The organism is Streptomyces milbemycinicus (genome assembly GCF_002154605.1).
In the GTDB taxonomy this organism is placed as follows: Bacteria; Actinomycetota; Actinomycetes; order Streptomycetales; family Streptomycetaceae; genus Streptomyces; species Streptomyces milbemycinicus.
Map to the genome: position 1 here is coordinate 1 of NZ_MUNE01000581.1, position 11001 is coordinate 11001.

Annotated in this window: 7 protein-coding genes; 4 read left to right on the plus strand and 3 right to left on the minus strand. The window is 69.7% G+C overall.

The window, feature by feature from the left end; translation table 11 throughout:
* The coding region (locus tag CCN51_RS38965; protein ID WP_086860665.1) for a collagen-binding protein at positions 1-1764 on the minus strand (1764 nt) is incomplete at its 3' end.
* Between the two features lie 541 nt (positions 1765-2305).
* Here CCN51_RS38965 and CCN51_RS38970 point away from each other — a divergent pair.
* Positions 2306-3025: a hypothetical protein gene (locus CCN51_RS38970; RefSeq protein ID WP_014178057.1), complete on the plus strand. Its 720-nt coding sequence runs from the start codon at positions 2306-2308 to the stop codon at positions 3023-3025.
* Between the two features lie 7 nt (positions 3026-3032).
* On the opposite strand, the gene CCN51_RS38975 is transcribed toward CCN51_RS38970, so the two are convergent.
* Positions 3033-4376 (minus strand): right-handed parallel beta-helix repeat-containing protein, encoded by a 1344-nt coding sequence (locus CCN51_RS38975; RefSeq protein ID WP_014178058.1) that lies wholly within the window; start codon positions 4374-4376, stop codon positions 3033-3035.
* 66 nt (positions 4377-4442) lie between these two features.
* Between CCN51_RS38975 and CCN51_RS38980 the strand changes: the two genes are divergently transcribed.
* On the plus strand, positions 4443-5594 hold the full coding sequence (locus tag CCN51_RS38980) for a Dyp-type peroxidase (protein ID WP_043487274.1): 1152 nt from the start codon (positions 4443-4445) through the stop codon (positions 5592-5594).
* Here CCN51_RS38980 and CCN51_RS38985 read toward each other — a convergent pair.
* Positions 5587-7881 (minus strand): ATP-binding SpoIIE family protein phosphatase, encoded by a 2295-nt coding sequence (locus tag CCN51_RS38985; RefSeq protein ID WP_014178060.1) that lies wholly within the window; start codon positions 7879-7881, stop codon positions 5587-5589. The two genes, CCN51_RS38980 and CCN51_RS38985, sit on opposite strands and share 8 nt — an antisense overlap.
* A 131-nt stretch (positions 7882-8012) precedes the next feature.
* On the opposite strand from CCN51_RS38985, the gene aspS reads away from it, so the two are divergent.
* Entirely contained in the window at positions 8013-9863 is a 1851-nt protein-coding gene (aspS, locus tag CCN51_RS38990; RefSeq protein WP_014178061.1) for an aspartate--tRNA ligase, read from the plus strand.
* A gap of 141 nt (positions 9864-10004) precedes the next feature.
* Entirely contained in the window at positions 10005-10799 is a 795-nt protein-coding gene (locus CCN51_RS38995) for a L,D-transpeptidase family protein (RefSeq protein WP_014178062.1), read from the plus strand.
* Positions 10800-11001 lie beyond the last annotated feature (202 nt).

An 11001-nucleotide genomic window follows, 5' to 3' on the forward strand; every position in this document is an offset into this window, starting at 1 on the left:
CCACACCCGGTTGCCGATCTGGATCGGTGCGTTCGCCGCCTCGTAGGCGATATCGCCGAGCCCACCGGCCTTACCGAACCCGCTCTGTTCCCGGCTGACGAACTGGTACCCGTTGGCTTTCGGGCTGTTGCCCGGGCCCTGGCCGGTGGTGATGTTGTGGTACCCGGTCCCTGAGGTCGCGACGTCGACGACCGGGTCGAACTCCGTGCTGACGACCCACTGCTGCTGCGGAATGTAGGCCACCGACCCCAGCGCGGTCTCCGCGTGAACTCCGTTGCCATAGAAGTCGCCCGGGAAGTACTCGACGACACTGCTGTCCTGGGTGCCACCGGTGGCGGGGGTGGCGTGGTTGGGGCAACTCCCGGTGCCTTCCCACGAGTACCCGCCGTCGGGATTGGCGCAGGCCATGTTGATGTCACCACCGGCCATGCCGTTTTCCGCGGTGTCGTTGAGCGGCCTCGGGTCCAGTCCACCCCAGCTCACGACGTCCATGAACCGGTCGCGGAAACCGAGGACCATCGAACCGTCACGGGCGAAGGCGAGGGAGGCGAGCTCCGGCTGCGGATCGATGAAGACGTTGTTCACCTTCCGCTCGTCCCACGTGGCCAGGTTGGTGTTCCACGGGTTCCAGTGGGTGGCCTGGTCGATGTCGTTGGAACCGAAGACGGAGCCGCGCTTGGCGGTGAGCGGCTGGGTCAGCACGGTGTCGAACTGTTCGCCGTCGTAGGTGTAGACGACGGCTTTCAGGTCTTCGCGCTTCTGTGTGCTCTCCGCGCTGCACACGCCACCGACGTAGAGCTTGTTGTCGTGGACCTGAAGACCGAACGGCCGCCAGTCGCCGGGGCTCGCGCAGCCCGGGTCCGGGATGCGCACCGTCTCTTCGGGTGCGGATGCGGTGGTCCCGGTCGCGTCGAAGCTGACCAGGCGCCGGGTCAGCAGGTTCACCGCGTACAGCGTCGAGCCGTCCTCCGACAGGGCCAGGCCGCCGATGCTCTCCTTGCCCGGCGCATTGGTGAACCCGGCGTCCTTGATCATGTTGGTGGCGTCGTGCGGCGTCAGCGCGGCGCCCGGCACCTTCGCGAACAGGGTCGGCGTCCCACCGTTGGTCGGCGTGGTGTAGATCGCGTTACCACCGCCCGGCCCGTACGGGGTGTACCGGCGGGCGAACGCGCCCTGGAAGATCCGCTTCTGGTACTTGTCGTAGGCCAGCGCGAACGTCGTGCCCACCTGGTCCTGCGTGTTGAGGACGGCCGGGCACGCCGTATCGGCAGGACACGTACCTCGTTTGTCCGTCCCGAACGCCACCAGTGCCCGGGTGTCCTGCGAGTCGGCAGTGTTCTGGATCGGCACGAAATACCGTGTGTCCGGCAGTGCGTAGTCGGCCGGGTTCCAGACCCCGGTGATGACCGAGTCGTCCTTACCGTCCGACACGTTTACGAAGGTCGTGAAGCTGTCGAAGTGGTTTTCCGCCGTCGAGGCCGGGGCCGCCTGAAGATACTTGTCGTACGGCGCCGGGATGATGACGTCGACGCGGTACTGACCGCCGGTCAGCTCGGTCGACTTCGAGACCACGACCTTTCCGGTGGCATCCGTGGTGCCGGAGACCCGATGGCCGTCAGGGTCCGACACCTCGACCTTCATGCCGCGCTGCGGCACGTCCATGGTCGTGTTGATCACGCCGGTGCCGAAGAAATCCCGCAGCACCTGAACTGTCAGGGCTCCGTCGCCAGTCGAAGCGCTCGCCGTCCCGGCCGTCGCGCCCATGACGCCACCCGACAGCAAGAGAACGCTTAAGCCCACTCGCGCCAGTGGGCCCGTATGCTTCCCGGCTGTCCGGCGCAATTCTCTACACACTTTTCCCACAGCCATCACACTCCCCTCATGATGTGAACCGACCACCCGCTTTTAGCCGTACATTTGCTTACCGGCTCTGGGTGACGCGTCGGCCGTGAAAAGGGCCCACCGCTGTTTCGGTGGGCCCCGTCGTTCTTGGTCGTCTTGGTCGTCTTGGCGGATGTGGCGAATTCAGGGACTCGGGAGTGCTTTCCCCAGGCCAGTCGCACTCGTCCTCGCTTCCCCACACGGAAACAGCACAAGAGTCCGAATAGTCATCCTGAACCGCCCCACCAGCGACGATACTGTAGCGGGTGGCCGCCAAGATCGGGGGGAGCAGAGGGTGAATGAGCGGAACAAGTTATCAATGCGTAGCGTGCGGCGTATGAGAACCAAACAAGGTCTCTCGCAGCGCGCGGCCGGGCGGCGCCGATGGCTGCGGCCACGCTGGGTGGCAGCCGTAATCGGCGGTGTGGCCGTCGCGGCGGTGACCACGTTTCTGGTCGCCGGCAGCGGCTCCGCCCCCACCGGCCCAAAGGAATTGACCTCGGATCAGGCGAACCGTCTGGCGGTCACGCGGTTCCTCAATTACCAGGCGGGCGGGCGCGCCGTGACGATCGACGTGCCGGGCACCGCTGGTGGGCTGACCATCACCGGATCCATCGACTTCCGCGGCAAGATCGGTTACGGCGTGGTGCACGGCACCGGGCGCGATTCGTCCAGCGACGGACTGATCGAGTGGACGGCCACCACCGTGTTCGTACACCCGATGACGGACCCCCCGGCAAAGGCACCGGCACGGCCGCCGGGATCGGGTTGGTACAACCGTCCGCTGCAGAAGTACGGCAGTTCGCTGGACAGTTCGCTGGCCATCGCGCTGAAGCTCGGCAGCGACCGGCCGGACAATGCCGAACTGCTGCCGCAGAACGGTGCCGCCTGGGTTGGCGAGGACCGGTTGGACGGCCATCAGGTGGACATCATGACCGGGCCGAGCGCCGCCCGTACCACGGGCGCCCGTACGACGTCCGGTACGGCGGGGGCGGATGCCGTGCGCTACTGGATCGGCTCGGACGGCACCATGTACCGGGTCCGGGTCGGCGTGGCTTCCGCATCGCAGCCGGTGGTCATCGATTTCGACACCCAGAAGTACGTTCCGGTCCGGCCGGTACCGGGAGCCACCCCGGCGCGGTAGCCGCCGCTCAGGACGTCAGCACCCGCGCGCCCGTGGCGAGCAGTGACACCGACGGCAGCGGGATGTCCGCCGTGTCCGGCAGCGCCGGAACGGCCGGAACAGCGGTGGCGCCCGTGGTGGTGGCCTTCGGGAACTGCGGCTGTCGCCCGGGCGCCGCCACCTCGGTGAACGGGATACCGCCAGGTGCCGTCGGCTTCGCCCATGTGCCGGACGGCGAGAGCGACCGGGCGGGACGCGGGCAGGACGCGGTTGTCGCGAGCTTGGCGGGCACCGTCGTTCGTAGCTCATTGCCGCGCAGGCAGTTGCCCCGTCCCTTGGTGGCGGTGGGGAACGTCCAGCCGACGTCAACGCTGTTGGCGGCGAAGGTGTTGTCCAGGATCCGGTTGCCGTTCGGCTGTATGTCGGCGGTTGCGGTGATCACCAGCCCGGCGTTGCTGTTGTCGGCGATTCGGTTGCGGACGAACTGGTTGGCGGTGCCGCCGTCGACCCCGATGCCGATGCCCCAGCCGCCGTCAGCCTGTTCGGGGGTGGCCGCCTGCTGGTTGGCCGCGATCAGATTGCCCGCGATGACGGCATCCTTCTGCGGCAGCAACTTCTCCTGGTGGTCGGAGTTGGTGGTGAGTCCGACCCGGTTGCCGACAAGGCGGTTACCGACCACGTACATGTCGCCGCTGGCATTGGTGCCTTCGTAACCGACCGCGTTGAGTTCGGCGATGTTGTCCCGCACCACGATGCGACAGGGCTTGCACTGTCCGACATAGATCCCCGAGTCGGCCGAGCCCGACGTGTACGAGTGCTCGATGACACCGTTCTGCGCGGAGAACGCGTAGATCCCGTACAGCCCGTTGCGGGTCGAGGTCACGTGGGAGACCAGGAATGACTTCAGGAAGGTGACGGGCTCGTCGCCGGTGTCATAGCCGCCGGACTGCCCCGGCATTCCGGCAGCCGCCTTCGCCGAACCGGTGACCAGGACCCCGTTCTGGGTGTTGTTCCGCACGGTCAGGTTCTCCACGGCTACCCCGGGAGCGGCGACGACGATGCCGTTCGGCTGCCGCAGCCGCCCGTCGATGACGACCTTGTCCCGGGACTCGCCGCGAAGAGTGATGCGAGCCGTGGATATCTTCACCGACTCGTGGTACTTGCCCGGTGCGACCAGCACGAGATCGCCGGGCCGGGCGAGCGACACCGCGGCCGAGATCGTCGGGGCGTCAGCCGGCACTTTGATCGTCACATGCTCACCGGACGGTCGCCGGCCGTCGTCCGGTCCGTCATCGTCCGCGCCGCAGCCGACCAGTACGGGTGCCAGGGTTCCGAGCACCGCGGCCATCAGGCGAAGACGGAGATGAGGCATGGCCTCATCCTGGCACGGCGCCGACGAAGTCGCAGGCGCCGATGGGGATATGGCACAGTTCACACCGTGCGCCAAGCCGACTCCCGCCCGTCCCGCCGCGCGTTTCTCGGTGCCACCGGCACTGTGACCGCCGCCGGCCTCTCCGCCGGGTGCCAATCGAGTTCCGCCCGGCCGGACCGGTCCGATGCCCCCGCGCCGACCCCTCCGGTGTCGCCAACGGGCCGGTACCAGGCGGGCATCACGCTTCCCCAACCAGCCCAGCGGAACGTGCTGGCCGTGGTGGCCGACCTCGTCGACGCCGGGTCCGTCCGTCCGTTGCTGGCCGAACTCGGCGAGGCCATCGGCAAACTCACCGCGGGGACCGACACACGACTGATGGGCCTGTCGCCGGGCGATCTGACCGTGACGATCGGGGTGGGCCCCCGGCTGGTGCGCAAGGTCGATCCTGCCCTGCCCGGTGCGAAGGACCTCCCACGGTTCTCCCGCGAGCAGATCGCCCCACGGGCACGCGGCGGCGACCTGCTGATACAGATCTGCGCCGACGACCCCTTGGTGATACCGGTCGTGGCCGCCGCGCTTCTGGAGCAGGCCGGTGAGCGGATACGCGAACGCTGGCGGCAGTCCGGAGTCCGTGGTCCGAACGTGCCGGTGGACAAGGGCCTTGCCGCACCACGCAACCTGTTCGGTTTCGTCGACGGCATCGTGGGCCCCCACACGAAGGCCGAACAACAACGCGACCTGTGGCTGGCCGGGCCGGCTCCGGTCGCCCACGGCACCCTCGCCGTATTACGACGCATGGAGCTGGACCTGCCGAGGTTCGCCAAGCTGTCCGTCGCCGAACAGGAAGCGGTCTTCGGCCGGCGCCGAGCCAGTGGCGTGCCCCTCTCCGGTGGCACCATCGCCTCGGGCCCGGACCTCGGCGCCAAAACGCCGGACGGACGCTACCTCGTCCCGGCGGACGCCCACGCCCGCAGAGCGCACGCCACCGCGGTCGGCGTCGGCCTCATGCTCCGCCGCTCCTACAGCATCGACGGACCCGCCCCCGGCCTGCTCTTCATGAGCTTCCAGAACGACATACGGACATTCACGAGCACCCTCACCCGTATGGACAATTCCGACGCCCTGCTGGACTACACGACCACGACCGCCAGCGCGACCTTCCTGATACTCCCCGGTTTCGACAAGCAACACCCGCTTGGCTCCGGGCTCTTCAGCTGAGACCGTCCGGCCTCGCCTCGTACAGCTCGTACCAGATGCACTTGCCGTCGCCGCGTGGGTCCACCCCCCACGCGTCGGCGAGCATTTCCATCAGCATCAACCCGCGCCCCGAGGACGCCAGCTCGCCCGGGCGGCGGCGGTGCGGGAGTTCGTCGCTGCCGTCGGCGACGTCCAGGCGCAGCCGTCTGGCGCCGGCCCGGCCGCTGACCTCGGCGACCAGGAGGGCGTCGCCGTCGGTGTGCACCAGGACGTTGGTGACCATCTCGGAGAGCATCAGCACCGCCGACTCCACCTGGTCGTGGTCGGTCCAGTCGTGGAGCATGTCGCGCAGCTGCTGCCGGGCCTCGGCTATGCGCTCCGGTTCGGCCTGGGCGACCGTGACGGCGGTACGCCGCACCGGGGCCGAGCCGGGGCCGACCAGGCACACCTCGGCGTCGCGCCGGATCAGCAGCAGAGCTATGTCGTCCTCACGGCGGTCCGCGAGATGGCCGGTGGTGTGGTGGGACGGCGGTCCGTGCACCGCCTGGACCAGGGCCTCGGCGAGCGCGTCGAGATCGTCGGCTTCCAGCGCGGCCAGCGCGGCGGGGGAGGCCGAACCTGCCGACGCGTCCACGGCGGCCGCGATGGACGTGGCGCACGACTCGCCCACAGTGCCCGGGGTGTCCGCGGCGCCCGGGGTGTCTGCGGCGCCCGCGGCGGCGGCGTGGTCTGCGCCATCTGTGGTCGTGTGCTCGAAGACCGCCCGGATCCGGTCCCAGCCCGACTCCACATCGTGCCCGCCGGTCTCGATCAGCCCGTCCGTGCACATCAGCAGCGTCTCGCCGGGCTCCAGCACCACCCGGGTGGTGGGGTAGTCGGTGTCCGGGTCGACACCCAGCGGCAGCCCGCCCCCGGTGGGCCGGATCATCATGGTGCCGTCGGCGAGCCGGACCGCCGGATCGGGGTGGCCCGCGCGGGCGATGTCCAGCGTGCCGGCGACCGGGTCCACCTCCATATACAGACAGGTCGCGAAGCGCGGATCGTACGGGGCATCGCCGCCGGGGCCCGGCGGCTCGGTGAGCCCGGCCAGAAAACGGGAGGCGCGGGAGAGCACCGCGTCGGGGTGGTGGCCCTCGGAGGCGTATGCGCGGACCGCGATCCTGAGCTGCCCCATGATCCCGGCGGCGCGCACATCGTGGCCCTGGACATCGCCGATGACCAGCGCGGTACGCCCCGAGGGCAGCCCGATCACGTCGTACCAGTCGCCGCCCACCTGCAGCCCGCCGCCCGTCGGCACATAGCGCGCGGCCACCGTGAGACCGGGGATGGCCGGCTTGTCGGCGGGCAGCATCGAACGCTGCAGGCCGTCCGTCAGCTCGCGCTCCGTCTCCTGGAGCGAGGCCCGCGACAGCGCCTGAGCCAGCATCCGCGCGACCGTGGTGAGCACCGAGCGCTCATCGGGCGAGAAGGACACCGAATGCGCGAAGCTCGCCATCCACGCGCCGATCGTGCGGCCCGCGACGATCAGCGGCAGAAAGGCCCAGGCCCGGTGGGCGACCGGCCGGGTGCGCGCCCATGAGCCCGGGAACCGGTCCCGGTAGTCCTCCGGGCCGGGCAGATAGACCGCCCGGCCGGTGCGGATCACCTCGGCGGCCGGGCAGTCGGCATCCAGCGGCTGAGCGGGGCAGGGGTGCTCGTCCCCCGCCAGGTTCCCGTGGCGGCCGATCAGCGAGATCCGGTCCCCCTTGACCCCGAAGACCGCAAGACCGTCCGGCGAGAAGCCCGGCATCGACAGCCCCGCCGCCACCCGCAGCACCTCGGCGGTCGAGGGCGCCTCGGCCAGCGCCCGCCCCGCGTCCAGCAGAAACGCCTCGCGGCCCCGACGCCAGTCGCCGGTGACCGAGGTCAGGGTCGCGGCGGAGGTGCCGGGCAGCGTCTCGGGCACTTCCTGGAGGGTGCCGACCAGGTCGTAGCCGTTCTCCGCGCCCCGTCTGCCGGGGTCGCCGCCGTGTATCACGGGCCGGCACCGGCTGCGCACCGTACGCAGCACCCGGCCCTTCTCGTCCACGACCCGCACCCGTGCCTCGGCGAGGGTGCCCTCGGCCACCGCGAGATTCACGATCGCCTTGGCCTCCACCCAGTCCACGGGGTGGAAGCAGGCGCGGGCGGCGGACTCGGGGAGGGTGACGGGCTCCGCGGGCAGTCCCACCAGCCGGGCCGCCTCCGCGTCATAGCTCACGGCGCCCGAGACAGTGTCCCAGCGCCAGAGGCCGGTCGCGAGGGCGGCGAGCAGATCCTCGGTGCGCATTGAGCCACCATATGGGGATATGCGGTGGCCTTACCAGTGAGGGGTGCGGCGCCGGTAGGCTTGCCGAGAAGCTTTTCGAGGGTGCGTACGCTTCCCCGACCCAACGACCGACCAAACGACTTGGATGAACGATGCATCGGTACCGGTCCCACACCTGCGGCGAGCTCCGCGCCGCTGACGTCGACACCGACGTGCGGCTCTCCGGCTGGCTGCACAATCGGCGGAACCTGGGCGGCATCCTCTTCATCGATCTTCGCGACCACTATGGCCTGGTCCAGCTGGTCGTCCGCCCCGACACCCCGGCGAACGACGCGCTGAGCTCGATCTCCAAGGAGACCGTCGTCCGCGTGGACGGCAGGGTCATCGCCCGTGGCGCGGAGAACGTCAACCCCGACCTGCCCACCGGCGAGATCGAGGTCGAGGTCACCGACGTCGAGGTGCTCGGCGGCGCCGACCCGCTGCCCTTCACCGTCTTCCCCGAGGACGGGGTCAACGAGGAGCGGCGCCTGGAGTACCGCTTCCTGGACCTGCGCCGTGAGCGTATGCACCGCAACATCATGCTGCGCTCCGCCGTGATCTCCGCGATCCGGCAGAAGATGACCGCGCAGGGCTTCAACGAGCTGGCGACCCCGATCCTGTCCGCCACCTCGCCCGAGGGCGCCCGGGACTTCCTGGTGCCCTCCCGGCTGCACGCGGGCAAGTTCTACGCGCTGCCGCAGGCCCCGCAGCAGTTCAAGCAGCTGCTGATGATCGCGGGCTTCGACCGCTACTTCCAGATCGCGCCCTGCTTCCGCGACGAGGACGCCCGCGCCGACCGCTCGCCGGGCGAGTTCTACCAGCTCGATGTCGAGATGAGCTTCGTCGAGCAGGAGGACGTCTTCCAGGTCATCGAGAAGGTGATGACCGAGCTCTTCGAGGAGTTCGGCGGTGGCCGCCATGTCACCTCGCCGTTCCCGAGGGTCCCGTTCCGCGAGGCCATGCTGAAGTACGGCTCCGACAAGCCGGACCTGCGCGCCCAGCTGGAACTGGTGGACGTCAGCCATGTCTTCGCCGACTCCGGCTTCAAGGCGTTCGCGGGCAAGCATGTGCGCGCGCTGGCCGTGCCGGACACCGCCGACCAGCCGCGGAAGTTCTTCGACCAGATGGGCGAGTTCGCGGTCGAGCAGGGCGCGAAGGGTCTTGCCTGGGTCCGGATCGGCGAGGACGCCAAGCTGACCGGGCCGATCGCGAAGTTCCTCACCGACGAGGACGTCGAGAAGCTGATCGCCGAGGTCGAGGGCAAGCCGGGCACGGCGATCTTCTTCGGCGCCGGGGAGTTCGACGAGGTCTCCAAGATCATGGGCGCGGTGCGGGTCGAGGCCGCGCGCCGGGCCGGGCACTTCGAGGAGAACGTCTTCCGCTTCTGCTGGATCGTCGACTTCCCGATGTTCGAGCGGAACGAGGACACCGGCCAGATCGAGTTCTCGCACAACCCGTTCTCCATGCCGCAGGGCGGCCTGGAGGCGCTGCGGACCAAGGACCCACTGGACATCCTGGCCTGGCAGTACGACATCGTCTGCAACGGTGTGGAGCTGTCCTCGGGCGCCATCCGGAACCATGAGCCGGATGTGATGTACCAGGCGTTCGAGATCGCGGGCTACTCGCGGGAAGAGGTGGAGCGCGAGTTCGGCGGTATGCTGCGCGCCTTCCACTTCGGCGCCCCGCCGCACGGCGGCATCGCCCCGGGCGTGGACCGCATCGTGATGCTGCTGGCCGACGAGCCGAACATCCGCGAGACCATCGCCTTCCCGCTCAACGGCAACGCGCAGGACCTGCTGATGGGCGCGCCCAGCGAGGTGGACGAGGCGCGGCTGCGGGAGCTGCACCTGTCGATCCGCAAGCCGCAGATCAAGCAGGCGGCGGAGAAGGCTGCGGACAAGGGCGGCGAGAAGGCCGGCGAGAAGGCTGGGGACAAGCCCGCGGAGAAGCCCGCGGGCGAGTGACGGAAAGTAGCTGTTCTGGGCCCCGCTTCCGCTTCCGGCGGAACGCGGGGCAACCAGGTGCCCATGCCAACGGGTTCCCTGAATGTGAATGACAATCTGAGTGTCGTATCGGTACGTGCGGCCCGGCCCGCCCGCAGGGCCGTGGCCTCCGCGGCGGCGGCCCTCGTCATCGCCGCGCTCGCCGGATGCGGGGCGTCGGCGGACGGTCCGGCCGGCGGCCCCGAGCCCAGAGCCGGCGCCACCGACGCCGCCGCCGGACAGGGGAGCGCGGCACCCGGCCCCGGCACCACGGCCCAGCGGCCCGCCCCCGCCGCGCTGAGCAAGCATCTGCCCGGGCTCGGCCCCCGTACCCTCGCCAAGGTGCCCGACAACGCCCGCCAGGTGGTGGTCGTGACCGGCGAGGGCCGCGACTCCTCCCGCGCGACCGCGGTGGTCTACCAACGGCGCAACCCCGACGGCGACCCGGACATGGCCGCGGGCGCCGACTGGCGGGCCGTCGCCACCTGGGACGCGCACAACGCCCGCAGGGGCTGGACCGACCACCACGTCACCGGCGATCTGCGCTCCCCGATCGGCGTCTTCCCCCTCACCGACGCGGGCGGCCGCCTCCCGGACCCCGGCACCCGGCTGTCGTACGAGCAGTCCAGCGGCTTCACCATCGGCGGCACCGGCTTCGAGGGCGAACCGCTCGCCGGGTCCTTCGACTACGTCGTGGCCATCAACTACAACCGCAAGGCGGGCACCTCCCCGCGCGACTGGACCAGGCCACTGGGCCAGAAGCGGGGCGGCGGCATCTGGTTCCATGTGGACCACGGCGGGCCCACACAGGGCTGCGTCAGCATCTCCAAGAAGCACATGAAGAAGCTGCTGCTCATCCTGGACCCGGAGCGGCACCCCGTCGTGGTGATGGGCGACGCGGCCTCGCTGGCCCGCTGACCGGGGTTCCCTTTGGGGCACACCGTTTTCACAGCTTCCTGAGATGCCCCTGCCAGGTTGCGCTTCTAGCGTCCCCTGCCATGACTGAGGACTTCAGCGAAGCCCGGAACGAAGCCCGGAACGACGACGCCCGGCACACGGGCCCCGCGCACAAGCGCGATATGAGCAGACGCCGGATGATCGTCGCGGGTGGCGCGGCGGT

What these genes read in the sequence shown, in the direction of transcription:
- CCN51_RS38975 (WP_014178058.1), bottom strand. Translation starts at nt 4,376, where the DNA reads ATGCCTCATCTCCGTCTTCGCCTGATGGCCGCGGTGCTCGGAACCCTG.
- CCN51_RS38985 (WP_014178060.1), bottom strand. Translation starts at nt 7,881, where the DNA reads ATGCGCACCGAGGATCTGCTCGCCGCCCTCGCGACCGGCCTCTGGCGC.
- aspS (WP_014178061.1), top strand. Translation starts at nt 8,013, where the DNA reads ATGCATCGGTACCGGTCCCACACCTGCGGCGAGCTCCGCGCCGCTGAC.